The 26,717-nt window shown below is 61.0% G+C and carries 24 protein-coding genes; 13 read left to right on the top strand and 11 right to left on the bottom strand.

Features of this window, described 5'->3' with window-relative positions:
- Positions 1-13: 13 nt before the first annotated feature.
- The 4 genes from mlaC (at position 14) to murA (ending at position 2,655) form a co-directional block, all read left to right on the top strand.
- Complete coding sequence (mlaC, locus tag ACJ8MK_RS21540) at positions 14-643, top strand: phospholipid-binding protein MlaC (RefSeq protein WP_033636128.1); 630 nt, start codon at positions 14-16, stop codon at positions 641-643.
- The gene (mlaB, locus tag ACJ8MK_RS21535; protein WP_016930202.1) at positions 643-945 is read left to right on the top strand and encodes a lipid asymmetry maintenance protein MlaB; all 303 of its coding nucleotides are present in this window, start codon (positions 643-645) and stop codon (positions 943-945) included. Before mlaC ends, mlaB begins: the two co-directional genes overlap by 1 nt.
- Positions 946-1,085: 140 nt before the next feature.
- Entirely contained in the window at positions 1,086-1,340 is a 255-nt protein-coding gene (gene ibaG, locus ACJ8MK_RS21530) for a BolA family iron metabolism protein IbaG (RefSeq protein WP_004937066.1), read from the top strand.
- Positions 1,341-1,395: 55 nt separating this feature from the next.
- Positions 1,396-2,655, top strand: coding sequence for a UDP-N-acetylglucosamine 1-carboxyvinyltransferase (murA, locus tag ACJ8MK_RS21525; protein ID WP_004937068.1), 1,260 nt, complete (start codon positions 1,396-1,398; stop codon positions 2,653-2,655).
- 71 nt (positions 2,656-2,726) lie between these two features.
- Here the strand turns inward: murA and degS are convergent, their stop codons facing one another.
- The 3 genes from degS to zapG all read right to left on the bottom strand — a co-directional run bounded on the left by degS (position 2,727) and on the right by zapG (position 5,826).
- Entirely contained in the window at positions 2,727-3,785 is a 1,059-nt protein-coding gene (degS, locus tag ACJ8MK_RS21520) for an outer membrane-stress sensor serine endopeptidase DegS (protein WP_033636127.1), read from the bottom strand.
- Positions 3,786-3,873: 88 nt separating this feature from the next.
- Complete coding sequence (degQ, locus tag ACJ8MK_RS21515; protein ID WP_033636125.1) at positions 3,874-5,244, bottom strand: serine endoprotease DegQ; 1,371 nt, start codon at positions 5,242-5,244, stop codon at positions 3,874-3,876.
- Positions 5,245-5,424: 180 nt separating this feature from the next.
- Positions 5,425-5,826, bottom strand: coding sequence for a Z-ring associated protein ZapG (gene zapG / locus ACJ8MK_RS21510; RefSeq protein WP_004937074.1), 402 nt, complete (start codon positions 5,824-5,826; stop codon positions 5,425-5,427).
- Between the two features lie 231 nt (positions 5,827-6,057).
- On the opposite strand from zapG, the gene zapE reads away from it, so the two are divergent.
- The 5 genes from zapE to sspB all read left to right on the top strand — a co-directional run bounded on the left by zapE (position 6,058) and on the right by sspB (position 9,759).
- A complete protein-coding gene (zapE, locus tag ACJ8MK_RS21505) occupies positions 6,058-7,185 on the top strand; it encodes a cell division protein ZapE (RefSeq protein WP_033648999.1) in 1,128 nt (375 codons plus the stop codon).
- A gap of 264 nt (positions 7,186-7,449) precedes the next feature.
- Positions 7,450-7,878, top strand: a complete 429-nt coding sequence (gene rplM / locus ACJ8MK_RS21500; RefSeq protein WP_004937079.1) for a 50S ribosomal protein L13 — start codon at positions 7,450-7,452, stop codon at positions 7,876-7,878.
- Positions 7,879-7,893: 15 nt separating this feature from the next.
- Complete coding sequence (gene rpsI, locus ACJ8MK_RS21495; RefSeq protein ID WP_004937080.1) at positions 7,894-8,286, top strand: 30S ribosomal protein S9; 393 nt, start codon at positions 7,894-7,896, stop codon at positions 8,284-8,286.
- 325 nt (positions 8,287-8,611) lie between these two features.
- The gene (sspA, locus tag ACJ8MK_RS21490; RefSeq protein WP_025304366.1) at positions 8,612-9,253 is read left to right on the top strand and encodes a stringent starvation protein SspA; all 642 of its coding nucleotides are present in this window, start codon (positions 8,612-8,614) and stop codon (positions 9,251-9,253) included.
- Positions 9,254-9,258: 5 nt separating this feature from the next.
- Positions 9,259-9,759: a ClpXP protease specificity-enhancing factor gene (sspB, locus tag ACJ8MK_RS21485; protein ID WP_004937084.1), complete on the top strand. Its 501-nt coding sequence runs from the start codon at positions 9,259-9,261 to the stop codon at positions 9,757-9,759.
- A 62-nt stretch (positions 9,760-9,821) separates the two neighbouring features.
- Here the strand turns inward: sspB and ACJ8MK_RS21480 are convergent, their stop codons facing one another.
- The 3 genes from ACJ8MK_RS21480 to gltB all read right to left on the bottom strand — a co-directional run bounded on the left by ACJ8MK_RS21480 (position 9,822) and on the right by gltB (position 16,360).
- Positions 9,822-10,301 (bottom strand): hypothetical protein, encoded by a 480-nt coding sequence (locus ACJ8MK_RS21480; RefSeq protein ID WP_033649000.1) that lies wholly within the window; start codon positions 10,299-10,301, stop codon positions 9,822-9,824.
- A 165-nt stretch (positions 10,302-10,466) separates the two neighbouring features.
- Complete coding sequence (locus ACJ8MK_RS21475; RefSeq protein ID WP_033649001.1) at positions 10,467-11,885, bottom strand: glutamate synthase small subunit; 1,419 nt, start codon at positions 11,883-11,885, stop codon at positions 10,467-10,469.
- 14 nt (positions 11,886-11,899) lie between these two features.
- Complete coding sequence (gene gltB, locus ACJ8MK_RS21470) at positions 11,900-16,360, bottom strand: glutamate synthase large subunit (RefSeq protein WP_033649002.1); 4,461 nt, start codon at positions 16,358-16,360, stop codon at positions 11,900-11,902.
- A 691-nt stretch (positions 16,361-17,051) separates the two neighbouring features.
- Between gltB and ACJ8MK_RS21465 the strand changes: the two genes are divergently transcribed.
- Positions 17,052-17,984: a TIGR01212 family radical SAM protein gene (locus tag ACJ8MK_RS21465; protein WP_442518050.1), complete on the top strand. Its 933-nt coding sequence runs from the start codon at positions 17,052-17,054 to the stop codon at positions 17,982-17,984.
- Here ACJ8MK_RS21465 and ACJ8MK_RS21460 read toward each other — a convergent pair.
- On the bottom strand, positions 17,979-18,686 hold the full coding sequence (locus ACJ8MK_RS21460; RefSeq protein ID WP_049196177.1) for an acid phosphatase: 708 nt from the start codon (positions 18,684-18,686) through the stop codon (positions 17,979-17,981). The two genes, ACJ8MK_RS21465 and ACJ8MK_RS21460, sit on opposite strands and share 6 nt — an antisense overlap.
- Before the next feature lie 411 nt (positions 18,687-19,097).
- On the opposite strand from ACJ8MK_RS21460, the gene arcB reads away from it, so the two are divergent.
- The 3 genes from arcB (at position 19,098) to mtgA (ending at position 23,056) form a co-directional block, all read left to right on the top strand.
- The gene (gene arcB, locus ACJ8MK_RS21455; protein ID WP_033649005.1) at positions 19,098-21,437 is read left to right on the top strand and encodes an aerobic respiration two-component sensor histidine kinase ArcB; all 2,340 of its coding nucleotides are present in this window, start codon (positions 19,098-19,100) and stop codon (positions 21,435-21,437) included.
- Between the two features lie 237 nt (positions 21,438-21,674).
- Complete coding sequence (elbB, locus tag ACJ8MK_RS21450; protein ID WP_047570433.1) at positions 21,675-22,328, top strand: isoprenoid biosynthesis glyoxalase ElbB; 654 nt, start codon at positions 21,675-21,677, stop codon at positions 22,326-22,328.
- Entirely contained in the window at positions 22,325-23,056 is a 732-nt protein-coding gene (gene mtgA, locus ACJ8MK_RS21445) for a monofunctional biosynthetic peptidoglycan transglycosylase (RefSeq protein ID WP_033636115.1), read from the top strand. Before elbB ends, mtgA begins: the two co-directional genes overlap by 4 nt.
- 39 nt (positions 23,057-23,095) lie before the next feature.
- Here mtgA and dolP read toward each other — a convergent pair whose 3' ends face one another.
- The 4 genes from dolP to ACJ8MK_RS21425 are packed head-to-tail and all read right to left on the bottom strand — an operon-like array spanning position 23,096 to position 26,709.
- The gene (gene dolP / locus ACJ8MK_RS21440; RefSeq protein ID WP_033636114.1) at positions 23,096-23,671 is read right to left on the bottom strand and encodes a division/outer membrane stress-associated lipid-binding lipoprotein; all 576 of its coding nucleotides are present in this window, start codon (positions 23,669-23,671) and stop codon (positions 23,096-23,098) included.
- 9 nt (positions 23,672-23,680) lie between these two features.
- Positions 23,681-24,271 carry a DnaA initiator-associating protein DiaA gene (diaA, locus tag ACJ8MK_RS21435; protein ID WP_004937103.1) on the bottom strand — a complete coding sequence of 197 codons (591 nt, stop codon included), beginning with the start codon at positions 24,269-24,271 and terminating at the stop codon, positions 23,681-23,683.
- Between the two features lie 51 nt (positions 24,272-24,322).
- A complete protein-coding gene (locus tag ACJ8MK_RS21430) occupies positions 24,323-24,676 on the bottom strand; it encodes a YraN family protein (protein ID WP_442518049.1) in 354 nt (117 codons plus the stop codon).
- Positions 24,673-26,709, bottom strand: coding sequence for a penicillin-binding protein activator (locus tag ACJ8MK_RS21425; protein WP_041036809.1), 2,037 nt, complete (start codon positions 26,707-26,709; stop codon positions 24,673-24,675). Before ACJ8MK_RS21425 ends, ACJ8MK_RS21430 begins: the two co-directional genes overlap by 4 nt.
- Between the last annotated feature and the right edge of the window lie 8 nt (positions 26,710-26,717).

Raw genomic sequence — 26,717 nt, 5'->3', positions numbered from 1 at the left:
AGAGGATACCTGCATGTTTAAACGTTTACTGATGGTGGCTCTGCTGGTGGTTGCACCGCTGGCGAGCGCAGCCGACCAAACCAATCCTTACAGCATGATGCAAGAAGCGGCGCAGAAGACCTTCAGCCGTTTGAAGAATGAACAGCCGAAGATCAAGCAGGACCCGAACTACCTGCGCTCCATCGTGCATCAGGAACTGATGCCGTTCGTGCAGGTGAAATACGCCGGCGCGCTGGTGCTGGGGCGCTACTACAAAGAGGCGACGCCTGCGCAGCGCGAAGCTTACTTCACCGCCTTCCAGGCTTACCTGGAGCAGGCTTACGGCCAGGCGCTGGCGATGTATCACGGCCAGACTTACCAGATCGCGCCTGAACAGCCGCTGGGCAATGCCGACATCGTGGCCATTCGCGTCACCATCATCGACAACGGCGGCCGCCCGCCGGTGCGTCTGGATTTCCAATGGCGCAAGAACAGCAAAACCGGCTATTGGCAGGCCTATGACATGATCGCCGAAGGCGTCAGCATGATCACCACCAAGCAGAACGAGTGGGCGTCCACGCTGCGTACTCAGGGCATCGACGGCCTGACCAAACAGCTGCAGGCCGCCGCCGCGCAGCCTATCACGCTGGACAAGAAAAACTGATGTCGGCAGCGCTCAGCTTCGAATCAGAGCAGCAGACGCTGATCCTGCGCGGTGAACTGGACCGGGAAACGCTGCAGCCGCTGTGGCGGCAGCGCGACGCGCTGATGGCGGATAAAACCGCGATCGACGTGGCGCAACTGCAGCGCGTAGACTCCGCCGGGCTGGCTCTGTTGCTGCATCTGCAGGAAGAGCAGCGCGAGCGCGGCGTCGCGCTGAAAATTTTCGGCGCCACCGAGCGCCTGAAAACGCTGATTGCGCTCTACAACCTGCAGGCGATAATGCCTGTCGATACCGCCGGTTAGCGGCGTTTTACGCCGCCCTTGCGTGGTAAAACGATACAAAGCCCCTGTTATGCAGGGGCTTTTTCTTTAGTTTAAGAAAACATCGTATTCCACTAAGATACTAGGCTGTTTATGATCCTTTAGCGGCAGAACTGGATACTATGGAAACCAACGAGATTAAAGACGTGCTGATGCAGGCATTGGCACTGGATGAAGTACATGTGACGGGCGACGGCAGCCATTTCCAGGCGATCGTGGTCGGCGAACTGTTCGCCGGCATGAGCCGCGTCAAAAAACAGCAGACGGTTTACGCACCGCTGATGGAATACATTGCGGACAACCGCATTCATGCCTTGTCTATCAAGGCGTACACCCCTGAAGAGTGGCAGCGAGACCGCAAACTCAACGGATTTTAAGGCTGTTTGCCCTGCCGGGCGGGCAGCTTCAGATTAGATAACAGAGAGTAGTCAGATGGATAAATTTCGTGTGCAGGGTCGGACCCGCCTGAGCGGTGAAGTGTCTATTTCCGGGGCCAAAAACGCCGCCCTGCCGATCCTGTTCGCCGCCCTGTTGGCGGAAGAGCCGGTCGAGCTGCAGAATGTCCCCAAGCTGAAGGACATCGACACCACCATTAAACTACTCAACCAGTTGGGTACCAAGATTGAGCGCAACGGTTCGGTCTTCGTGGACGCCAGCGGCGTGAACGAGTTCTGCGCCCCTTACGATCTGGTGAAAACCATGCGCGCTTCCATCTGGGCGCTGGGGCCGCTGGTGGCGCGTTTCGGCCGCGGTCAGGTTTCCCTGCCGGGCGGCTGTGCGATCGGCGCGCGTCCGGTCGATCTGCACATCACCGGCCTCGAGCAGCTGGGTGCCGAGATCAAGCTGGAAGAAGGCTACGTCAAAGCGTCCGTCGAGGGCCGCCTGAAGGGCGCGCACATAGTCATGGACAAGGTGAGCGTGGGCGCGACCGTGACCATCATGAGCGCCGCGACCCTGGCGACCGGCACCACCGTTATCGAGAACGCCGCGCGTGAGCCGGAAATTGTCGATACCGCCAACTTCCTCAATACGCTGGGCGCGAAGATCAGCGGCGCCGGCAGCGACAAGATCACCATCGAGGGCGTCGAGCGTCTGGGCGGCGGCGTGTACCGCGTGCTGCCTGACCGCATCGAAACCGGCACCTTCCTGATCGCCGCCGCGGTTTCCGGCGGCAAAGTGATGTGCCGCAACACCCGTCCGGACACGCTGGATGCGGTGCTGGCCAAGCTGCGCGAAGCCGGTGCCGATATCGAAGTGGGCGAGGACTGGATCAGCCTGGACATGCACGGCAAACGCCCGAAAGCGGTCACCGTGCGCACCGCGCCGCACCCGGGCTTCCCGACCGACATGCAGGCCCAGTTCAGCCTGCTGAACCTGGTGGCGGAAGGCACCGGCGTCATCACCGAGACCATCTTCGAAAACCGCTTCATGCACGTGCCGGAACTGATCCGCATGGGTGCGCACGCGGAAATCGAGAGCAACACCGTGATCTGCCACGGCGTTGAACAGCTGTCCGGCGCTCAGGTGATGGCGACCGATCTGCGCGCTTCCGCCAGCCTGGTGATCGCCGGCTGCATCGCCGACGGCGTGACCGTCGTCGATCGCATCTACCACATCGATCGCGGCTATGAGCGTATTGAAGACAAGCTGCGCGCGCTGGGTGCTAACATCGAGCGCGTGAAAGGCGAGTAAGTCATTAGCGCCGGCGCGGCTGCGTCGGCAGGATGAAAATCAAAGGGCCGGCTATCAATGCCGGCCCTTTTTTAATTATTGTCTTCCGGGAATTCGCCCACCGTCATTTTCAACGTAATGCGTTTGCCGTCGCGCAGCACGATAACCGGTATCTCGGTGCCCGGCCTGATCTCCGCCACCTGATCCATGGTCTCCAGCACGGACACCGCCGGTTTGTTATCCACGTTGATGATGATGTCGTTGATCTGGAAACCGGCGCTGCTCGCCGGGCCGTTCGGCGTGATTTCGGTCACGATGATGCCCTGCAGGCGATCGATGCCGGAATTGGAGGAACGCAGCGGAATGATCTCCTTACCCTGAATGCCGAAATAGCCGCGGATCACGCGGCCGTCGCGGATCAGCTTGTCCATGATTTTGGTAGCCAGTTCGATCGGAATGGCGAAGCCGAGGCCTTCCGGCGTTTCGCCGTCGGTGATTTTGTCATAGGTCAGGGTATTGATGCCGATCAGCTCGCCCAGCGAGTTGACCAGCGCGCCGCCGGAGTTGCCGCGGTTGATTGAGGCATCGGTCTGCAGGAATGTCTGCCGGCCGGTGGTGCTCATACTGATGCGCCCGGTGGCGCTGAGGATGCCCTGAGTCACGGTCTGCCCCAGGTTGTACGGGTTGCCGATTGCCAGCACCACGTCGCCGACGTGGGCAACGCGATTTTTGTTGGTCGGGATCACCGGCAGGTTGCCGGGATCGATCTTCAGCACCGCCAAATCGGTCAGGCCGTCGGAGCCGACCAGCAGCGCTTCGTAGCGGCGGCCATCCTGCAACACCACGGTGATCTGCTGAGCGTCTTTGATCACGTGGCGATTGGTGATGATATAGCCGCGTTCGTTCATGATCACGCCGGAACCGAGCGACAGCACGTTGGCGGCGCCGTTCAGGTTGCGGTTGTAGATGTTCACCACGGCGGGCGCGGCGCGGCGCACCGCTTTGTTGTAGCTCACCGGCGTTTCGTCGCTGGTATTCTCGGTTTTCTCTGCAAACAGGCCGTTGGAAGAGCGCAGCACGGGCAGAGCGGCCAACAGCAGGCCGGCAACGATGAGACCGATAACGACAGAACGCAAGAGCTTAGCAAACATGGAGTTTTCGTGGTGTGGTGAACGATGTTCGGAGGATAGCATGAGTTAACCGGGCGCAGTATGTCACCGAGCCCGGTTTTTGCACAAATTAACGCAGCAGCAGATAAATGGTTTCGTTACCGCGCACGATATTGAGCGCCATCACCGGCGGTTTGGCTTCCAGCACCTTGCGCAGCGCGGTGATGCTGTCCACGCGCTGGCGGTTGACGCCGATGATCACGTCGCCTTTTTGCAGGCCGATTTGCGCCGCCGTCGAGCCTTTATCCACGTTCTCCACCTTCACGCCCTTGTCGCCGCTCGGCAGCGCGCCGTTGCTGAGGGAAACCCCCTGCAGCGCCGGCGACAGCGTTTCGGCATTGGTCGAGGCGCTCTCGCTGTTGTCCAGCGTGACCGAGACTTCCTGCGGTTTGCCGTCGCGCAGCAGGCCCACCTTGAGGGTTTTGCCCGGCGCGGTGGTGCCGACCTTGGCGCGCAGTTCGGCGAAGCTGTTCACCGGCTTGCCGTCGACGGAAACCAGAATATCCCCGGCTTTGATGCCGGCCTTGGCGGCGGCGGATTTCGGCAGCACTTCGCTGACGAAGGCGCCGCGCTGCGCGTCGGTGTTGAAGGCTTTAGCCATGTCCGGGGTCATTTCACTGCCCTTGATGCCGAGCAGGCCGCGTTTCACTTCGCCGAATTCGATCAGCTGCTGGCTCAGGTTCTGCGCCATATTGCTCGGAATGGCGAAGCCGATGCCGACGTTGCCGCCGCTCGGCGCCAGAATGGCGGTATTGATGCCGATCAGCTCGCCGTTCAGGTTAACCAACGCGCCGCCGGAGTTGCCGCGGTTGATCGAGGCGTCGGTCTGAATGAAGTTTTCCAGCCCTTCCAGATTCAGGCCGGTGCGGCCCAAGGCCGAGATGATGCCGGAGGTGGCGGTTTGGCCCAGGCCAAACGGGTTGCCGACCGCCACGGCGAAGTCGCCGACGCGCAGCTGATCGGAATCGGCCATCTTGATGGCGGTCAGGTTTTTGGTGTCGCTGAGCTGCAGCAGGGCGATGTCGGATTGCTCATCACGGCCGACCAGTTTGGCGTCCAGTTCGCGGCCGTCGTTCAACTGCACGCGGATTTTATCGGCGTTGTTGATGACGTGGTTGTTGGTCAGCACGTAGCCTTTGGCAGCGTCGATGATGACGCCGGAGCCCAGCCCTTCAAACGGGCGGGAGCTCTGCTGCTGACCGGGGAAATTGGGGCCGAAGAAGCGTCTGAACTCTTCCGGCAGCTGTTGACGCTGCACCTGGGTGCCGGCGACATGCACGCTCACGACGGCGGGCAAGACTTTTTCCAGCATCGGCGCCAGGCTCGGCAGCGGCTGCCCCTGAACGGCGACGGGCAGGGCCGCGTTGGCCACCGGTGCGGCGCTGAGCGCCAGGCCGAGGCTCATTGCCAATGCACTAAGAATTAACGACTTTTTCTTCATTGATGATAACTCTCTCAATACCTGCCGATGAAAATTTGATGATAAGGCAATCACCTTGTCATAGTGAAGGGTAAGACCGTGAATTTGCGTGCAAAGTTCAGTAAAGGTAATGCGAAGGAAGGTCAATAAGGCACAAACGGGGTTAAACCCGCGGGTGGCCCCGCGGGTGAAGAAGGGGTATCAGTCGCGGCGCGCGCTTTGGCCGCGCAGCAGGCCGGAGGCCCCTTCAGAATAGTCGCGCGGCATTTCCACCGGCGCCTGATCGTTGTCCGCTTCCGCTTCGGTCAGGCGATAGCGGAACGGGTTCTCCTGCATCGGCAGATCCGGCAGCAGGTTGTTGGAGCTTTTCGCCATATGCTGATACAGCTGACGATAATCGCGCGCCATGTTGTCCAGCAGCTCGGCGCTGCGGGCAAAGTGGCCGACCAGCTCCTGACGGTACTCTTCCAGCTCGGTTTTGCTCTTGTCCAGCTCGTTCTGCAGGACTTGTTGTTGACGTAATTTACGGTTGCCAAAACGCATCGCCACCGCACCAATCACGATACCGACGACCAAACCAATCAGCGCATACTCCCAGGTCATGATGACTCCTATTTTGACTTCGTTGTTCCGCAGGGATTTTTCACTTAATAATATCCACTATAACCGTTAACCTTGTCAGAGTGGAATCCTGATGCGCTTCCACCCAGTGTTTACAGGGTTTTCAGCGGCGCCCGCAGCGGGCATTTGTGGCGATAACGGTGCGAATCGGCATCAACTTGCCGCCAACGTTGGCTAAATAATTTCTAAGCGTTCTTAGGGAACATCGAACAGATGCAGGCACTATCACCGTTATCTCGCTACCAGCAGGCGCTGGAGGCGGGGGAATATCAGGCCGATGAGGTTCAACGCCGGGCCGTCACTCAACTGGATCGCATTTATCAGGCCTTGCTGCAAAAACCGGCGGCGAGCGCGCCGGCCGGCGGGCTGCGCGGCAAGCTCAGCCGTTTGCTGGGCAAAGGCGGCGAAACGGCGCCGCAGCGCCCGGTGCAGGGGCTGTATATGTGGGGCGGCGTCGGGCGCGGCAAAACCTGGTTGATGGACATGTTCTTCCACAGCCTACCGGGCGATCGCAAAATGCGTCTGCACTTCCACCGCTTCATGCTGCGGGTGCATGAAGAGCTGACCGAGCTGCAAGGGCGGGAAAACCCACTGGACATCGTCGCCGACGGCTTCAAGGCCGAAACCGACGTATTGTGCTTCGACGAATTCTTCGTGTCCGACATCACCGACGCCATGCTGCTGGCCACGCTGCTGCAGGCGCTGTTCGCCCGCGGCATCACGCTGGTGGCTACGTCGAACATCCCGCCGGACGATCTGTATCGCAACGGCCTGCAGCGGGCGCGTTTCCTGCCGGCTATCGATCTGATCAACGAGTTCTGCGACGTGATGAACGTCGACGCCGGCATCGACTATCGTCTGCGCACCCTGACCCAGGCTCACCTCTATCTGACGCCGCTGAACGACCAGACGCGCGCGACCCTGGATCGGATGTTCGTCAAACTGGCGGGCAAGGCGGGGGAGGAGGCGCCGGTGCTGCAGATCAACCATCGGCCGCTGCAGGCCATTCGTTCGGTGGACGGCGTGCTGGCGGTGGATTTCCACACGCTGTGCGAAGAGGCGCGCAGCCAGCTGGATTACATTGCGCTGTCGCGGCTGTATCACAGCGTGATCCTGTATAATGTGCAGGTGATGGGGCCGCTGAAAGAGAATACCGCGCGCCGTTTCCTGGCGCTGGTGGACGAATTCTACGAGCGGCACGTCAAGCTGGTGATCGGCGCCGAGGCGTCGATGTTCGAGATCTACCAGGGGGAACGGCTTAAGTTCGAGTACCAGCGCTGCCTGTCGCGCCTGCAGGAAATGCAGAGCGAAGAGTACCTCAAGCTGCCGCATCTGCCCTGAGTCCGCCGGGCCTATCGCCGGTTGCCTGCCGCCGGCGATAAATTTATTTTCCATTCAAAAACCGTTCGATCTTTGTGAGCGACTTCTCTATAATCTTGCGACCCCACGTTACAACAAAGTTTTTTTTCCCAAAAACTTTATAGTGCCGGCAATGGCTATTCGAAGGGGTAGGTTTGCTGGACTTGTATGGTCGTGTGAGCCTCAACTGTTTTCGAGCGTTTGGGTGTTCACCAACGTGTAACTAATTATTGGGTAAGCTTTCTAATGAAAACTTTTACAGCTAAACCAGAAACCGTAAAACGCGACTGGTACGTTGTTGATGCAGATGGTAAAACTTTAGGCCGTCTCGCTACTGAACTGGCTCGTCGCCTGCGCGGCAAGCATAAAGCGGAATACACCCCGCACGTGGATACCGGTGATTACATCATCGTTCTGAACGCTGACAAAGTTGCTGTAACCGGCAACAAGCGTACAGACAAAGTGTACTACCACCACACCGGCCACATCGGTGGTATCAAGCAAGCGACCTTTGAAGAGATGATTGCCCGCCGTCCTGAGCGCGTGATTGAAATCGCGGTTAAAGGCATGCTGCCAAAGGGCCCGCTGGGTCGTGCTATGTTCCGTAAACTGAAAGTTTACGCGGGCACCGAGCACAATCACGCGGCACAGCAACCGCAAGTTCTGGACATTTAATCGGGATTAATGGCAATGGCTGAAAATCAATACTACGGCACTGGTCGCCGCAAAAGCTCCGCCGCTCGCGTCTTCATCAAGCCGGGCAACGGTAACATCGTTATCAACCAGCGCAGCCTGGAACAGTACTTCGGTCGCGAAACTGCCCGCATGGTAGTTCGTCAGCCGCTGGAACTGGTCGACATGGTTGGCAAACTGGATCTGTACATCACCGTTAAAGGTGGTGGTATCTCCGGTCAAGCTGGCGCTATCCGTCACGGTATCACCCGTGCACTGATGGAATACGATGAGACTCTGCGTTCTGAACTGCGTAAAGCTGGCTTCGTCACCCGTGACGCTCGTCAGGTTGAACGTAAGAAAGTCGGTCTGCGTAAAGCACGTCGTCGTCCGCAGTTCTCCAAGCGTTAATTTTCGCTGCTTCGGCAGTGCGATTTACGCAAAAAACCCGGTGCTTCACCGGGTTTTTTTATGCCTGAAATCCGCCATCCCCGACTAAAATCTGTGGCATATCAGACAATTCAACATGAATTCGCCGCACCGCCCCCACAAAACAAGCAAAATCTGGTAAACTATCACCCACTTTTGCGCCTGTTCGCCGTGCAGTTGACCCCCTGAGCCGGTTTTTCATGGGCTCGGGTCGCGCTGCGTGCTGCCGGCCTGCGGCAAGATTATTCAGGATAGCAGCCTGTCAGTTGGCTATTCGCAGTATTTTCTAGATAACTTGGAGGTTTTCATGGCTGTCGCTGCCAACAAACGTTCGGTAATGACGCTGTTCTCTGGCCCGACCGACATTTTTAGCCATCAAGTACGCATCGTACTGGCGGAGAAAGGTGTCAGCGTCGAGATCGAGCAGGTCGAAATGGATAACCTGCCGCAAGATCTGATTGACCTCAACCCTTACCAGACGGTGCCTACGCTGGTCGATCGCGAACTGACCCTGTATGAATCCCGCATCATCATGGAATACCTGGATGAGCGTTTCCCGCACCCGCCGCTGATGCCGGTTTACCCGGTTGCCCGTGGCGAGAGCCGTCTGATGATGCTGCGCATCGAGAAGAACTGGTACTCGCTGATGGACAAGATCGAGAAGAGCAGCGGCCAGGAAGCGGAATCCGCCCGTCGCCAACTGCGTGAAGAGCTGCTGGCGATCGCGCCGATCTTCGGTCAGACGCCGTATTTCATGAGCGAAGAGTTCAGCCTGGTGGATTGCTACCTGGCGCCGCTGTTGTGGCGTCTGCCGCAGCTGGGCATCGAATTGAGCGGTGCCGGCTCCAAAGAGCTGAAAGGCTACATGACCCGCGTCTTCGAACGCGACGCCTTCCTGGCTTCCCTGACCGAAGCCGAGCGTGAAATGCGCCTGCAGACCCGGGGCTAAGCGCGATGGACATGTCTCAGATGACGCCGCGTCGCCCGTATCTGCTGCGGGCGTTCTACGACTGGCTGCTGGATAACCAACTGACGCCGCACCTGGTGGTCGACGTGACTCGCCCGGACGTGCAGGTGCCGATGGAGTTCGCGCGTGACGGCCAGATAGTGCTGAATATCGCGCCGCGCGCGGTAGGCAACCTGGCGTTGGGCAACGAAGACGTGCAGTTCAACGCGCGCTTCGGCGGCGTGCCGCGTCAGGTTTCGGTGCCGATGGCCGCCGTGTTGGCGATCTATGCGCGTGAAAACGGCGCCGGCACGATGTTCGAACCGGAAGCCGCCTACGACGAGAGCGAAGGCGTGTTCGAAGGCCTGGACAATGAGACGATCCCTTCGGAAACGCTGATGTCGGTGATCGACGGCGATCGCCCGGACACCGCGGAAGACAACGGCCCGGACGACGAACCGCCGCAGCCGCCGCGCGGTGGCCGCCCGGCGCTGCGCGTGGTGAAATAAGCCCGCGCGAACAAACGAAAAAGCACCCTATGGGGTGCTTTTTTTTGCCCGGCAGAAATGAATCAGCCTTTCAAGGCGGCAATGCAGGCATCGCGCGGCGCGCTGAGATCGCCTACGCGCACGGTGGACAAGGCGCGGGTTGCGCGCTGGCGGAAACTGGTGACGGCGGTGTCGCCTTGCACTTCCGGCGGCGCGGTGCAAATGTCATTGAGCGGCAGATCGTTGCCTTTGTTGAGCGCCTGCAACACCGCCGCCGGATTGTAGATCAGGGCGGCGGAGAGGGCCGATTTGATGCCGGCGGTAAAGCCGGCATTGCCGCCGCCGGCCAGCTTGGGCGCCAGGGCAATCCAATTGTCGTCCCCCAGCCGGATGCTGTTTTCCACGGCGTTGAACTGCCCGGCCTTGCCTAACTGAGCCACGACCGGCCGCGCGCCGCGCGCTTCGATATTGTAACCAACCTCCTGCGAATCCAGCGCCATGGCTGAAGCGCTGAAACTGACGGCCAGCAGCGCGCCGGCCAACAGGGAAATGGAGCATTTCATGTTCGCTATCCTTATCTCGGTGTCAGGCGCAGCCGCGCCCCGCAATGGTGCCAACTCAATACTATAGCGCGTTGAGACGGTGAGGAGAGGGGGAGGGGTGACAAAGCGTGGCAGGCTAAAAACGGAGGCCCGGCAATATGCCGGGCCTCCGATGGTACGGAAGGTTTACACTTCCAGGTAGTTCATGATGCCATCTGCCGCTTTGCGGCCTTCGGCAATCGCTGTCACCACCAGGTCGGAGCCGCGCACCGCGTCGCCGCCGGCGAAAATTTTCGGGTTGCTGGTCTGGAACGCGTTGTCGCTGCCCTCCGGCGCCAGGATGCGGCCCTGTTTATCGAGCTGCACGTCGTGCGCCGCCAGCCAGTCCATGCGGTGCGGGCGGAAGCCGAACGCCATCACCACCGCGTCCGCGTCGATCACGTGTTCGGAACCCGGTACCTGCTCCGCCGCCTGACGGCCGTTGGCATCCGGCGCACCCAGCTGGGTGCGCACCATTTTCACCCCGGCCACGCGGCCGGCGCTGTTCAGTTCGATGCTCAGCGGCTGCAGGTTGAACTGGAAGTCCACCCCTTCTTCCCGGGCGTTCTTCACTTCGCGCTTGGAGCCCGGCATGTTGGCTTCGTCGCGGCGGTAGGCGCAGATGACCTGCGTCGCGCCCTGGCGCACCGAGGTGCGCACGCAGTCCATGGCGGTATCACCGCCGCCCAGCACCACCACCCGCTTGCCTTCCATGCTGACGTAAGGCTCGTGCTGATCGGCTTCATACCCCATCAGCTGCTTGGTGTTGGCGATCAGGAACGGCAGCGCGTCGTACACGCCCTGCGCTTCCTCGTTCTCCAGGCCGCCGCGCATCGACTGATAGGTGCCGACGCCGAGGAATACCGCATCGTACTCGCTCAGCAAGGTCTCCATGCTGACGTCTTTGCCCACTTCAGTGTTCAGTTGGAACTCGATGCCCATCTCGCTGAAAATGCCGCGGCGTTTGACCATCACTTCCTTTTCCAGCTTGAAGGCCGGGATGCCGAAGGTCAGCAGGCCGCCGATCTCAGGATGACGGTCATACACCACCGCTTTGACGCCGTTGCGGGTCAACACGTCGGCGCAGGCCAGCCCGGCAGGGCCGGCGCCGACGATCGCCACGCGCTTGCCGGTCGGCTGCACGTGCGACATGTCCGGCTTCCAGCCCATTTCGATGGCCTTATCGCTGATGTAGCGCTCGATATTGCCGATGGTGACCGCGCCGAACTCGTCGTTCAGGGTGCAGGAGCCTTCGCACAGGCGATCCTGCGGGCACACGCGGCCGCACACTTCCGGCAGGCTGTTGGTCTGATGCGCCAGGTCCGCCGCTTCCATAATGCGGCCTTCGTTGGCCAGCTTCAGCCAGTTCGGGATGTAGTTGTGCACCGGGCACTTCCACTCGCAATACGGGTTGCCGCAGGACAGACAGCGGTCCGCCTGGGCCTTGGCCTGGGTTTCCGAAAACGGTTCGTAGATCTCGACGAACTCGATTTTGCGGATCTTCAGCGGTTTCTTTGGCGGATCAACACGCTGCAGGTCGATAAATTGATAAACGTTCTGGCTCATTAATGACCTACCTCTTACTGCGCCTGCACCCGCAGCTCGGCTGCGGAACGGCTACGGTGACCCAACAGCGCTTTGACATCGCTGGACTTCGGTTTGACCAGGGCGAACTTCGGCGCCCATTCCGGCCAGTTGGCCAGGATCTCTTCCGCGCGGGAAGAGCCGGTCGCCTGCACGTGTTCGGTGATCAGGCCGCGCAGGTGCTCCTCATGGATCGCCAACTGATCGACATCCAGCACTTCCACCAGCTCCGGGTTCACGCGCTTGCGGAACTCGCCGTCTTCGTCCAGCACGTAGGCGAAGCCGCCGGTCATGCCGGCGCCGAAGTTGATGCCGGTTTTACCCAGCACGCAGACGATGCCGCCGGTCATGTATTCGCAGCCGTTGTCGCCGATGCCTTCCACCACGGTGATGGCGCCGGAGTTGCGCACCGCGAAGCGTTCGCCCGCGCGGCCGGCGGCGAACAGTTTGCCGCCGGTGGCGCCGTACAGGCAGGTGTTGCCGACGATGCTGGCTTCATGGCTGCGGAAGGCGGAGCCGATCGGCGGACGCACCGCGATGCTGCCGCCGGCCATGCCTTTGCCGACATAGTCGTTGGCGTCGCCGGTCAGGGTCAGCTCGACGCCGCCGGCGTTCCAGACGCCGAAGCTCTGCCCGGCGGTGCCGGAGAAGTGCGCCTTGATCGGATCGGCCGCCATGCCCTGATCGCCGTGCACGTCGGCGATAGCGCCGGACAGCATGGCGCCCACGGAGCGGTCGGTGTTGCGAATGTCGAAGTAGAAGGTTTTACCCTGCTTCGCTTCGATATGCGGCTGCGCCTGCGCCAGCAGCTCTTTGTTCAGCAGGCCCTTGTCGAACGCCGGGTTGCTGCTTTCGGTGCAGTACACCGCTTTGCCCGGATGCGGCGTGGCGGTTTTCAGCAGCGGCGACAGATCCAGCTTGTTCTGCTTGGCGGAGATGCCGTCCAGCTCGGTCAGGAACTCGGTGCGGCCGATCAGATCCACCAGCTGGCTCACGCCCAGCTGCGCCATGATCTCGCGGGTTTCACGCGCGATAAACTGGAAGTAATTCGTCACGCGTTCCGGCAGGCCGTGGTAGTGATCGCGGCGCAGCTTGTCGTCCTGAGTCGCGACGCCGGTCGCGCAGTTGTTGAGGTGGCAGATGCGCAGGTATTTACAGCCCAGCGCCACCATCGGCCCGGTGCCGAAGCCGAAGCTTTCCGCGCCCAGGATCGCCGCCTTGACGATGTCGACGCCGGTTTTCAGGCCGCCGTCCACCTGCAGGCGGATCTTGTGGCGCAGGCCGTTGGCCACCAGCGCCTGCTGGGTTTCCACCAGGCCCAGCTCCCACGGACAGCCGGCGTATTTCACCGAGGACAGCGGGCTGGCGCCGGTGCCGCCGTCGTAACCGGCGATGGTGATCAGATCGGCATAGGCTTTCGCCACGCCGGTGGCGATGGTGCCGACGCCCGGCTCGGAAACCAGTTTCACCGAGATCACCGCTTTCGGGTTGACCTGCTTCAGGTCGAAGATCAGCTGCGCCAGATCTTCGATCGAGTAGATGTCGTGGTGCGGCGGCGGGGAGATCAGCGTTACGCCCGGCACCGAGTAACGCAGTCTGGCGATGTACGGAGTGACCTTGTCGCCCGGCAGCTGGCCGCCTTCGCCCGGTTTGGCGCCCTGCGCCACCTTAATCTGGATCACGTCGGCGTTCACCAGGTAGGCCGGCGTCACGCCGAAGCGGCCGGAGGCCACCTGTTTGATGCGCGACACCTTGTTGGTGCGGTAGCGCGCCGGATCTTCGCCGCCTTCGCCGGAGTTGGAGAAGCCGCCGAGGCCGTTCATGGCGATCGCCAGCGACTCGTGCGCTTCCGGGCTCAGTGCGCCGATCGACATCGCCGCGGTGTCGAAGCGTTTGAACAGCGACTCCGCCGGTTCAACCTGATCGACCGGGATCGGTTCGCCTTTCGGCGTGATGGCCAGCAGATCGCGCAGCATGGCGACCGGCCGCTCGTTCACCAGCTTGGCGTAGGCCTGATAGTCGCTGTATTCCCCGCTGTGCACCGCTTTTTGCAGCGAGTTCACCACGTCCGGGTTGTAGGCGTGGTATTCGCCGCCGTGCACGAATTTCAGCAGGCCGCCTTGCTCCAGCGGCTTGCGTTTCAGCCAGGCGCGCTTGGAAAGGTTCTGCAGATCCTGCTGGAAGTCGCTGAAGCTGGCGCCGCCGATGCGGCTGACCACGCCCTGGAAGCACAGATCCGCCAGATCGCGATGCAGGCCGACCGCTTCGAACAGCTTGGAGCAGCGGTAAGAGGCGATGGTCGAGATGCCCATTTTGGACATGATCTTGTACAGGCCTTTATTGATGCCGTTGCGGTAGTTCAGCATCACGTCGCGGTATTTCTTGTCGATCGCCTGGCTGTCCACCAGCTTGGCCAAGGTTTCATAGGCCAGGTACGGGTAGATGGCGGTCGCGCCGAAGCCGAGCAGCACGGCGAAGTGGTGCGGATCGCGGGCGCTGGCGGTTTCAACAATCAGGTTGGCGTCGCAGCGCAGGCTTTTCTCTACCAGGCGGGTTTGCACGGCGCCAACGGCCATCGGGGCCGGGACCGGCAGGCGGCCGGGCGCGATGGCGCGGTCGGACAGCACCAACAGCACCGCGCCTTCGCGCACCTTGCGTTCCGCTTCGTCGCACAGGGCGCGAATGGTCTGCTCCAGATCCTGCTGCTGCGGATCGAAGGTCAGATCGAGCGTCTCGGCGCGATAGTATTCGCCTTCCAGCGTGGTGAGCTGTTTGAAATCGGAGTACAGCAGGATCGGCGATTTGAAGCTCAGGCGGTGCGCCTGGCCTTCGGCTTCGCAGAACACGTTCATTTCACGGCCGATGCTGGTGGCCAGCGACATGACGTGCGCTTCGCGCAGCGGATCGATCGGCGGGTTGGTGACCTGCGCGAACTGCTGGCGGAAATAGTCGTAAACGATGCGCGGCCGGCTGGAGAGCACGGCGAACGGGGTATCGTCGCCCATCGAACCGGTGGCTTCCTGGCCGATCTCGCCCAGCACGCGGATCACCTGATCCAGCTCTTCGCTGCTGTAGCCGAACTGTTTCTGGTAGGTTTCGAGCTGTGCGTCGTCGAGTTCGCGGCTGCCGACCTGATCGTCCGGCAGATCTTCGAACGGCACCAGACGTTTGACGTTTTTCTCCATCCACTCTTTATACGGGTGGCGGCTTTTCAGATCGTTGTCGGTTTCCGCCGAGTGCAGGATGCGGCCGCTGCGGGTGTCGATCACCATCAGCTCGCCGGGGCCGACGCGGCCTTTTTCCACCACTTCATCCGGCTGGTAATCCCAGATGCCGACTTCGGAGGCGCAGGTGATCAGCTTGTCTTTGGTGATGACATAGCGCGCCGGGCGCAGGCCGTTGCGATCGAGGTTACAGGCGGCGTAGCGGCCGTCGGACATCACGATGCCGGCCGGGCCGTCCCACGGCTCCATGTGCATCGAGTTGAAGTCGAAGAAGGCGCGCAGATCGCCGTCCATGTCCGGGTTGTTCTGCCAGGCCGGCGGCACCAGCAGGCGCATGGCGCGGATGAGATCCATCCCGCCCGCCAGCAGCAGCTCCAGCATGTTGTCCAGCGAGCTGGAGTCGGAGCCGGTTTCGTTGACGAACGGCGCGGCGGCCTGCAGATCCGGGATCAGCGGCGTTTGGAATTTGTAGGTACGGGCACGCGCCCATTGGCGGTTGCCGGTGATGGTGTTGATTTCGCCGTTGTGCGCCAGGTAGCGGAACGGCTGCGCCAGCGGCCAGCGCGGCACGGTGTTGGTGGAGAAGCGCTGGTGGAACAGGCAAATGGCCGATTCCAGGCGCAGGTCCGCCAGATCGAGATAGAAGCGCGGCAGATCCGCAGGCATGCACAGGCCTTTATAGATCGTCACCAGATTGGAGAAGCTGCAGACGTAGAAGCTGTTGTCCTGCACGCGTTTCTCGATGCGGCGGCGCGCCACGAACAGGCGGCGCTCCATATCGCGCGGGCGCCAGCCGGCCGGGGCGTTAACGAAGATTTGCTCGATGCGCGGCAGGGAGGAGAGGGCGATTTCACCCAGCACGTCCGGGTTGGTCGGCACTTCGCGCCAGCCGACGATCGACAGCGTTTCGTTTTGCAGCTCTTCTTCCACGATGCGGCGGCTGAGGCGCGCTTCCTCTTCATTCTGGCTGAGGAACATCATGCCGACGGCGTAGTTCTTGGCCAAACGCCAGCCGCGCTCTTCCGCCACCATGCGGAAGAAGCGATCGGGTTTTTGCAGCAACAGGCCGCAGCCGTCGCCGGTCTTGCCGTCGGCCAGGATCGCGCCGCGGTGCTGCATGCGAGCCAGCGCGTGAATGGCGGTGCGCACCACCTTGTGGCTAGGTTCGCCTTCTATGTGGGCGATCAGGCCGAAACCACAGTTGTCCCTCTCTTGGGATTTATCGTACAACATATCGTGAACCTCCCCAGGCTCTGCGTGACTCTCACAACCTACTGCGAGGGGGCTTCCCAATTTCAGGCAGAAGTCCAATCAGCAAGTTAACCCCGCCAATCTGCTTTTCCGCCCTCCATCAATGGCCTCTCGTGACGGTCTCACAAGTGGTATAGGACTTGTTTTAAGAGGGAGTCTTCAATTACTGCATAAATATGACGAGACGTTTGCCCGTCCAGAAAGCTTCCAGCGGACTTCCAACTTAGCGAGAAAGAATTCGCAGGTCAAATGTGGGCTTAAGATAGATTCTTATCGAATTTATGTTATTTATTTATTTGAAAAATAAGGTGTTTAATGCGTTTTTGCACTATCGTGGGGCAACGCCGATCCCCGCAGAAGTGTGAGCTGTCTCACTATAGTGCAACCCCTTAATCTCTGCACCATGCTAGTGCGGGGGTTAATGGCAGAGTTTTATTCTATAAGATATTGCTTAGTTGATGTTTATGACTATTTTTCACCGTGTTGTCATATTGCCGTTAACGGTTGCGTGACGATTAGAATAATTCATCAGAATTATAGTGAATTGATTTGCGTTTATGATGAATAGTTATGCCTGGTGGCGCCTTGCGGGGAAAGCGTTGATCTCTGTCATCGCGGGAAAAGCCGTTTCTTATTAGCATCGCGGCTTTGAACACAGAGAATCACCAAGATTATGCAGTTGCCGCAATTAGTCAATATGTTTGGCGCAGATCTCCAGCGCCGCTATGGCGAAAAGATCCATAAACTCACGCTGCACGGCGGATTCAGCTGCCCTAACCGCGACGGCACGTTGGGGCGCGGCGGCTGTACGTTCTGCAACGTCGCTTCATTCGCCGATGAGGCGATGCAGCGGCAGAGCATCGCCGAACAGCTGGCGCAGCAGGCCGCGCGGGTCGACCGGGCGCGGCGCTATCTGGCCTATTTTCAGGCCTATACCAGCACCTATGCGGAGGTCGAACTGCTGGCGTCGATGTATCGGCAGGCGTTGGCGCAGAGCGACATGGTCGGCCTGTGCGTCGGCACTCGCCCGGACTGCGTGCCGCCCGCCGCATTGGATCTGCTGACGGGGTATCGCGAAGAGGGTTATGAAGTGTGGCTGGAACTGGGGCTGCAGACGGCGCACGATAAAACGCTCAAACGCATCAACCGCGGCCATGATTTCCGCTGCTATCAGCAGACCGCGCAACGGGCTCGGCAGCGCGGGCTGAAGGTGTGCTGCCATCTGATCGTCGGGCTGCCGGGAGAAACCCAGCGCGATCATCTGCTCACGCTGCAGCGGGTGGTGGAGAGCGGCGTGGATGGCATCAAGCTGCATCCGCTGCACGTTGTTACCGGCAGCACCCTGGCCCGCGCGTGGCGCGCCGGGCGCTTGCCCGAACTGGCGCTGGAAGATTACACCGTCAGCGCCGGGGAGATGATCCGCCACACGCCGGGCGAGGTGGTGTATCACCGCCTGTCCGCCAGCGCCCGTCGGCCTACGCTGCTGGCGCCGCTGTGGTGCGAAAACCGCTGGCGCGGCATGCAGGCGGTGGGTGCTTATCTGCAGCAATACGGCGGGCAGGGCAGCGCGCTGGATGCCGCCCTGCATTATTCACCGACGTTATAACTGCAGGTTGGCGCGCACCTCCACGCGGGCGCGCTGCAGATCGGCCTGCAGCTGCGGATTCGCCAGCAGTCGTGCGGCGAGCGCCGTCGCCGCCAACTTGCCGCCTTCCAGATCGCTCGGGTAGTGAACACCGGCAATCACCCGGCTTTGCGCATTGCTTGCCGCCCGCTCAAACAGCGCGCTGCGTTTTTCCGGCACCATCTGCGCCAACAGGAGTGCCGTCAGGTAGCTGTCCATCGCGTGTCCGCTAGGGTAGGAATCGCCTTCCGGCGGCGGCAGCAGCGGTTTCACGCGGCTGTCGGCCTCATAGGGGCGCGGGCGGCCATAGAAGGCCTTGGCGGGCATCAGGCTTTGTTCAAAGTCCTGATAGACCCGGCGGAACAGGGCGGCGGTGAGCGGATGGCGATCGACGGTAAAGGTCGGGCCGAAGATCTCGCGGGCGAAGGGGAAGGCGGCGTCTTCCAGGTGGTCATCCCGCTTGGCTTTGGCGATTTGTTCCGCCGTGCGGTTAGCCTGAATGGCCAGCACTGCCTGCAGATCCGCCCGATTCTGCGGCGTATCCGTTGAAGGCGGCGGCGGCAACAGCGTGGCGATTTGCCGTTGCTCTGCATTCAGGTAGCCGGTCACGGCAGTGGCGGCCTTCAGGGGCAAAATAACGGTCAAAGACAGGACGAACAGGGTAGTGCGATAGATGGTTAACATGGTCAATCCTCACGTCAGGGAAATGAGGAAGCCTGCCGGGCTGGCCACAACGCTGCTGCCGGTGAAAGTAAACCGCGGGATAACATCCTTTCCCTTACTTCAAGCCTTAGGGCTTCGCTATCCGTGTCTGCTAAAGCATGCGTCATGCACGGTGCATCATTAATATATTAACGGAAAGGCCTTCTCAAGCGGCTGAGGTGTGGGGTGTGTCACATAAAAAGTCTTTTAGTTACAAGTGATTAATCCCTAAGTATGAGCGGATTGATCAACGTGCTTTTCCACGGTGTCGACGGCAATGAACCGCCCGATGCACGCCAGACGCCGCTATTTTCCGTTAGCAGGACTTGACTCTCAGACACGGCGGAAAAATTTACGGTATGATTCAAAAGATTGTGTCTGATGGGAGCCGCTATGAAGCAAATCCGGGTGTTGGCCCAGTACTACGTTGATTTAATGGTGAAACTGGGGTTGGTGCGCTTCTCGCTGCTGCTGGCCTCGGCGCTGGTGGTGCTGGCGATGGTGGTGCAGATGGCGGTGACCATGCTGCTGCGCGGTGAAGTGGAAAGCATCGACGTGGTGCGTTCAATCTTCTTCGGCCTGTTGATCACCCCGTGGGCGGTCTACTTCCTCTCGGTGGTGGTGGAGCAGCTGGAGGAGTCGCGCCAACGGCTGGCGCGGCTGGTGGACAAGCTGGAAGAGATGCGCCACCGCGATCTGGAGCTCAATCAGCAGCTCAAAGACAATATCAGCCAGCTGAATCAGGAGATCGCCGATCGCATCAAGGCGGAAGAAGAGCGCCTGCAGGTGATGGAAAAGCTGACGGAAGAGATGGAACAGCGTGAGCTGGCGCAGATTGAGCTGGGCCAGCAGTCGGCGCTGCTGCGTTCCTTCCTCGACGCCTCGCCGGACCTGGTCTACTACCGCAACGAAGACAAAGAGTTCTCCGGCTGCAACCGCGCGATGGAGCTGCTGACCGGCAAGAGCGAGAAGCAGCTGATCGGCCTGACGCCGTTCGACGTCTACGGCCAGGAGATCGCCGAAAAGGTCATTGAGACCGACGAGAAGGTGTTCCGCCACAACGTCTCGCTGACCTACGAACAATGGCTGGTGTATCCCGACGGCCGCAAGGCCTGTTTCGAACTGCGCAAGGTGCCGTTTTACGACCGGGTGGGCAAACGCCACGGGCTGATGGGCTTCGGCCGCGATATTACCGAGCGTAAGCGCTACCAGGACGCGCTGGAGAACGCCAGCCGGGAGAAGACCACCTTTATCTCCACCATCAGCCACGAGCTGCGTACGCCGCTTAACGGCATCGTCGGCCTGAGCCGCATCCTGCTCGATACCGAGCTGAACGACGAGCAGCTGAAATACCTGAAGACCATTCACGTCAGCGCCATCACCCTCGGCAATATCTTCAACGACATTATCGAAATGGACAAGCTCGAGCGGCGCAAGGTGCAGCTCGACAACCAGCCGGTGGACTTCACCGGTTTCCTGGCGGATCTGGAAAATCTCTCCGGCCTGCTGGCGCAGCCGAAAGGGCTGCAGTTCATCATGGAGCCGCAAACGCCGCTGCCGCAGCAGATCGTGACCGACGGCACGCGCCTGCGGCAGATTTTGTGGAACCTGATCGGCAACGCGGTGAAATTTACCCAGCAGGGGCAAATCGTGGTGCGCGTGCGGCGCGAGGCGCAGGAGAAGCTGGTGTTCGAGGTGGAAGACTCGGGCATGGGCATCCCGCAGGACGAGCAGGACAAGATCTTCGCCATGTATTACCAGGTGAAAGATCAGCGCGGCGGCCGCCCGGCCACCGGCACCGGCATCGGGCTGGCGGTCTCCAAGCGGCTGGCGCAGAGCATGGGCGGCGACATCACCGTGCGTAGCGAACAGGGGCACGGTTCTTGCTTCACTCTGACCATCCAGGCGCCGGCGGTGCAGGAAGCCGTCAGCGCGGCGCCGGAGGAAGAGGAGCTGCCGTTGCCGGCGCTGCACATCCTGCTGGTGGAGGATATCGAACTGAACGTGATCGTGGCGCGCTCGGTGCTGGAGAAGCTGGGCAACAGCGTCGAAGTGGCGATGAACGGCCACGATGCGCTGGCGATGTTCGATCCGGACGAGTTCGATCTGGTGTTGCTGGACATTCAACTGCCGGACATGACCGGGCTGGACATCGCCCGGGCGCTGCGTGAGCGCTACGCCGGGCAGGCGCTGCCGCCGCTGGTGGCCCTGACCGCCAACGTGCTGAAAGACAAAAAAGAGTACCTCGAGGCGGGCATGGACGATGTGCTGAGCAAGCCGCTGTCGGTGCCGGCGCTGACCCAGGTCATCAAACACTATTGGGATCATCAACCTTCTCACACTTCAAAGAAAACGGAGCACAAGGCGATGCAGATTAATGAGTCGTTACTCGATACCGCGATGCTGGAACAGTACATGGATCTGGTTGGCCCGCAGCTGATCCACCAAAGCCTGGAGATGTTCGAACAGATGATGCCGGGCTATCTGGCGGTGCTGGACTCCAACATGACGGCGCGCGATCAGAAAGGCATCACCGAGGAAGGGCACAAGATCAAGGGCGCCGCCGGTTCGGTCGGTCTGCGCCATCTGCAGCAGCTGGCGCAGCAGATTCAAACGCCGACGCTGCCGGCCTGGTGGGATAACGTGCAGGATTGGGTGGATGAGTTGAAGCAAGAGTGGCGCAACGACGTGCAGGTACTGCGGGCTTGGGTAGAGAACGCTGAAAAAAAATGACCCCGACCTAAGCCGGGGTGCGCGAATATTGCGCCAACACCAGGGAAATTGTGAACCTGCGTATTGGTTTCAGTGTTCTGGTCGAGCAGGTTGTAGCGAATTCCTAAACATCATACAGCCAACAACATAGCAAATGTAAGCGCTCTTGTTAGAAGATTCATTAAAATGTGTGATGTAGATTAGTGTTTGTCAACTCGGAGCACGAACCAGTTGACAGCAGCGACAGGAGTAAGAGTGATGAAAAAGGTGGGTGTAGTCCTCAGCGGCAGCGGCGTTTATGACGGTACGGAGATCCATGAAGCGGTGCTGACGCTGCTGGCGTTGGATCGTGCCGGCGCGCAGGCGGTGTGCTTTGCGCCTGATAAACCACAACGCCATGTTATTAATCACTTATCGGGTGATGAGATGGCGGAGACGCGCAATGTCCTGATTGAATCGGCGCGCATTGCCCGCGGCGCGGTGCAGCCGCTGGCGCTGGCGGAGGCCGCGCAGCTGGATGCGCTGATCGTGCCCGGCGGCTTTGGCGCCGCCAAGAACCTCAGCAATTTCGCCGAAGCCGGCGCGGAATGTTGGGTCGATGAAGATTTGGCGCGCCTGACGCGCGAGATGCATAAGGCCAACAAACCAATTGGCCTGATGTGCATCGCGCCGGCGCTGTTGCCGAAACTGCTGGATCAACAAGCGCGGCTGACCATTGGCAACGATCCGGACCTGGGAGAAGTGATTGACGCCATGGGCGGCGAACCGGTGATTTGCCCGGTGGACGACATCGTGGTGGACAGCGATCACAAGATCGTGACCACGCCGGCCTATATGCTGGCGCCGTCGATCGCGCAGGCGGCCCTCGGCATCGATAAGCTGGTGGCGCGGGTGCTGGAACTGGCTGAATGAGAAAATCGCTCGGCGGATGGCGGCGGCTGCGCCCGTGGTATTGGCTGAAGCGCGGCGTCATCGCGATCCTCGGCCTGTGGGCGTTGGGCATTGTGCTCTTCGCCTTCCTGCCGGTGCCGTTTTCCGCCGTGATGGTGGAGAGGCAAGTCAGCGCCTGGCTGAGCGGCGACTTCGGCTACGTCGCCCATTCGGACTGGGTGTCGATGGACGACATCTCGCCGCAAATGGCGCTGGCGGTGATGGCGGCGGAGGATCAGAAGTTTCCAGACCATTGGGGCTTCGACGTGGCGGCTATTGAAAAGGCGCTCAGCCACAACGAGAAGCGCCCGACGCGCATCCGCGGTGCGTCCACGCTGTCGCAGCAAACCGCCAAGAACCTGTTTCTGTGGGATGGCCGCAGCTGGCTGCGCAAAGGGCTGGAGGCCGGATTGACGTCGGGCATCGAGCTGGTGTGGACCAAACGGCGCATTCTGACGGTGTATCTGAACATCGTCGAGTTCGGCGACGGGGTATTCGGCGTGGAGGAGGCTTCACAGCGCTTTTTCCATAAGCCGGCTAAACGGCTGAGCGCGGCCGAGGCGGCGCTGCTGGCAGCGGTATTGCCGAATCCGCATCGTTTCAGGGCCGATGCGCCGTCCGGCTATGTGGTGCAGCGTCAACAGTGGATCATGCGCCAGATGCGGCAACTGGGCGGGGAAGCGTTTTTACGCGAGAACTCGCTGGATTAAACCGGCGGGAACGGCAGGGCGCCGTTCCCGCCAAGCGGATTATTTCACATAGGTAAAGGCGGTGGTGACGTGCTTCACGCCGCTGACCTGGCTGGCTATCTGCGCCGCCGACTGCCCTTCCTGCTGCGTGACCAAGCCCAGCAAGAACACTTCGCCGTTTTCGGTAGTGACCTTCACGTTGGACGATTTTACCGTATCGCTGGTCAACAGCTGCGAACGCACCTTGGTGGTGATCCAGGTGTCGGAGGAAGCGGTGCTCAGGCTGACCGGCGTGCCCTGACGGATTTCGTTATACACTTCGCTCGTGCCTTCCACGCCCATGGCGATCTGCTTGGCGCGCGCGGTGAGATCGGCGTTAGGCGACTGGCCGGTCAACAGCACCTTGCCCTGATAGGCGGTGGCGACCACCCGGGCATCTTTCTTCAACTGCTGGTCTTTGCTCAGGGCGTTTTCGACCCTGGCTTCCAGCGTGCCGTCATCCACCTGGGTCCCTACGCTGCGCGGGTCGGTGGCGGTTTTGGTGGCGACGGCCGCACTGCCGACGACGACGCCGGCGATACAGCCTTGCAACAGCAGGGCGCTGGACAGCACTGCAAATGTGGCTTTTAGCTTCATCTCAGTTCCTTAATCGTCCTGGTGGGGGAATAACGTGTTGTCTATCAGGTCGCACAGGCAGTTTACGGTCAGCATATGCATTTCCTGAATGCGTGAGCTGCGGTGCGACGGGATGCGGATCTCGACGTCCTGCTGGCCGAGCAGCCCGGCCAGCTCGCCGCCGTCGTAGCCGGTGAGCGCGACGATGGTCATATCGCGCGTGACGGCCGCCTCGACCGCTTTCACAATATCACGGCTGTTGCCGCGGGTGGAAATCGCCAGCAGCACGTCGCCGGTGTGCCCGAGCGCGCGCACCTGCTTGGCGTACACTTCGTCGTGCAGCCGATCGTTGCTGATCGCCGTCAGCACCACGTTGTCGGCGTTGAGGGCGATGGCCGGCAGGCTGGGGCGCTCGGTTTCAAAACGGTTGATCATGCTGGCGGCGAAGTGCTGCGCGTTGGCCGCCGAGGTGCCGTTGCCGCAGCACAGGATTTTGTTGCCGTTGAGTAAGGATTGAACCAGCGTCATCGCAGCGCGGGAAATGGCGTCCGGCAATGCTTCCGCCGCCGCGATCTGGGTTTGGATGCTTTCGGTAAAACAGACTTTAATTCTATCCAGCACGTTGTATTAATCCACTAAGTCAAAGGGCCGGTCTGCGCCGCAAAACCCCGATTAATCCGCATTGAAGGCGTTGGGTATCCATTCTAACTGGCTACCGGTAATGGCCAAAACATCAAAACGGCAAGATGATGTGTCAAAACTGGCTCCGCGCCCCGCCAGCCAGACGGCGGCGGCGTGCAGCAACCGCCGTTGTTTGCGAAAGGTGACGCTGGCGGCCGCGCCGCCGAAGGCGTCGTTGCGGCGGTAGCGCACTTCGACGAATACCCAGGTAGCGCCGTCGCGCATGATGAGGTCGAGCTCACCGCCGCGCACCACGACGTTGGCGGCGCAGAAGGTGAGCCCGGCGTGTTCCAGGTGACGGCGGGCCAGTAACTCATAGCCCGCCCCTGAGGCGCGTGGGTTCAAGAGACCGGAACGACCGTGCCCTGACGGTATTGCAGCCAAGGCAGCTTACGGTTGATCACGCAGTTCGGCGACGCGCTCAGCATACCGGTGGTGCCGGAAACCTGGAAGCCCGGCAGCTGGCGCATTTCAGCAAAGTGGTTGGCCAATGTCCAGGCATCCATCCCCATCGCATACAGGCGCACCAACGAGTAGTCGTTGCGGAAGCGCGCGCTGGCCTGCTGCAACAGCTGAGGGTTTGAACCGGCCAGCAGCGGGATATCGCTGAACTGCAGGCCTTCCATTTCCAGACGGAAGTCCGGGCCGGCGCCGGCCTGGTAGCTGCGCGAGCTGGCGTACATCGCCGGCTTGCCGCGCGAGCTGGTGGCCATGTCGATCATCGGTTTGATCAGCGTCAGCTGAGACTGCGTGGCGACGATATACACCGCGTCGACGCCGCCGGTTGCGGCGGGCACGTCGCTCGGCGGCGCCGGAATGGTCAGCCCGGCGATGGTCACGCTCTGCGGCGCCGGGGCGCTCGACATCGGCGTGCCGGTCATGCGGATGCCGCCGCTGTTCACCATCTGGCGCAGCTCGCCGGCGGAGCCGATGTCCTGACGCAGCACGGTTTGCCCGCCTTGCTTCTGCCATTCCTGGTTAAAGGCCTTGGCGACGCGATCGCCGAAGGCGCCGCGCGGCACCAGCAGCAGCGGTTGACGCTTCTGCTGTTCCCAGATGTGGCGAGCGGCGTCGCGCGCTTCATCTTCCGGCGACAGGGCGAAGTAACAGATGTTCAGGTTGTCCTTCGGCGTTTCCGGCTGGTTGAGCGCCAGCACGTTCAGCGTAGTGGTGCTGGCGGACAGCTGATCGACGTTCTCTTTCAGCAGCGGCCCGACCACCAGGGTGGCGCCATCCTGCTGCGCCTGGCTCAGCAAGGCGGCCAGCGGCTGGCTGGTGGTGTCGTACACTTTGACCTGCGCGTTGGCGGCCTGCGGCGGCGTTATCGGCGCGCTGGACGGCGCAGCGGGTTGTGCGGCGGTCACGGCAGGCTGGCTCTCTTGCGCCGAAGGGCTGACCGCGCCGTTGGCGTTGATGTCACCCGTGGCGGCCTGATCGGCCGGCGCCGTTTGGGCCGGTGCGCTGGCCGGTGGCGCGGCTTGAGGCTGCGGCGCCGGCATGGAACCGCCGTTTTTCGCCGCTTCGAAGCCTTGCTGGATGGCGTCGGCGAACACTTTCGCCTGGCCGTTCAACGGCAGCAGCAGGGCGATTTTCGAGGTGGAGGCCTGGGTGAAGTTCAGCACCTGGTTCAGGCGAGCCGGCAGCGTTTTGGCCGCCGGGTTCTTCGGATAACGGTTCTGCCAGTCTTTGATGCCGGCCTTCAGCAGATCGGGATCCTGCTTGTTGTCCTGATAGACGCGCAGCAGATCCAGCCAGCCTTGCAGCACGTTCTCGTCGGCGTTGATCACCAGGCTGTTCATCTCCTGCGGCGTCAGCTGCAGCAGCGCCTGCCAGGTCTGATCCAGGTTGTCCTGATGCGGTTTGCCGGTCAGCAACGGCTCCTGAGCGATATAGGCGCGGATCAACGGCAGCGACGCTTTGCCCTGATTGGCGGCGATCTGCGCCTGGTAGTAGCGCACCTTCTGATTCGGCGACAGTGAACCGCTGTCCAGGTGGCCCAGCGTGCTGCGGGCGCTGACGTAGCTCTTGTTGGCGATCTGCAGTTCGGCGGTCAGCAACTGGCGTTCAGTCTGCTGCGCGCCGCTGAGGTTTTTCGGCAGCTGATTCAACTGGTCGCCGGCCTGCGGCAGTTTTCCTTCACGCAGCAAGGCGCGAATAGCAAGTAATTGCCAGTCAGCCTTGTTATCATCGCTGCTTTGCTGCAACTGCTGCAGGTAGTAATCGGAGCTGGCGCTCGCTTCGTCCTGTATATTGGCGGGCGGCGTTTGCGGGGCCCGACTTGGACAGCCTGCCAGGAAAAGGGCGGCCGCGATGACTGCGGTAAGTCGGACAGGCTTGGAACGCCCTGCTTTGGTACGAACGAATGTTGAGGAAAGCATACTGTATC

Origin of the sequence: Serratia sp. CY38905 (genome assembly GCF_052168875.1) — a bacterium.
In the GTDB taxonomy this organism is placed as follows: Bacteria; Pseudomonadota; Gammaproteobacteria; order Enterobacterales; family Enterobacteriaceae; genus Serratia; species Serratia sarumanii.
Note: the sequence above shows the minus strand (reverse complement) of the source record. Positions and strands in the feature narration are given on the sequence as shown.